Origin of the sequence: Bacillus cereus group sp. BceL220 (assembly GCF_051776965.1) — a bacterium.
In the GTDB taxonomy this organism is placed as follows: domain Bacteria; phylum Bacillota; class Bacilli; order Bacillales; family Bacillaceae_G; genus Bacillus_A; species Bacillus_A cereus.
In genome coordinates, this window is record NZ_JBPWBC010000068.1 from 1 (window position 1) to 291 (window position 291).

A 291-nucleotide genomic window follows, 5' to 3' on the forward strand; every position below is an offset into this window, starting at 1 on the left:
TGATCAGGTTGATAGGTTCGAGGTGGAAGCATGGTGACATGTGGAGCTGACGAATACTAATAGATCGAGGACTTAACCATATAATATGTAGCAAATGTTATCTAGTTTTGAGAGAATATAAAAAACTTGTTGACTTTTAAAGTAAACAAGTTATAATAATGATTGTCTCAAAAGAATAATGTCTGGTAATGATGGCAGAGAGGTCACACCCGTTCCCATACCGAACACGGAAGTTAAGCTCTCTAGCGCCGATGGTAGTTGGGACCTTGTCCCTGTGAGAGTAGGACGTTG

1 rRNA gene is annotated in these 291 nt (G+C 40.2%); it reads left to right on the forward strand.

The features are described from left to right. Positions 1–181: 181 nt before the first annotated feature. Positions 182–291: ribosomal RNA gene (gene rrf, locus ACS2FK_RS30570) — 5S ribosomal RNA — on the forward strand; the annotation flags it as partial.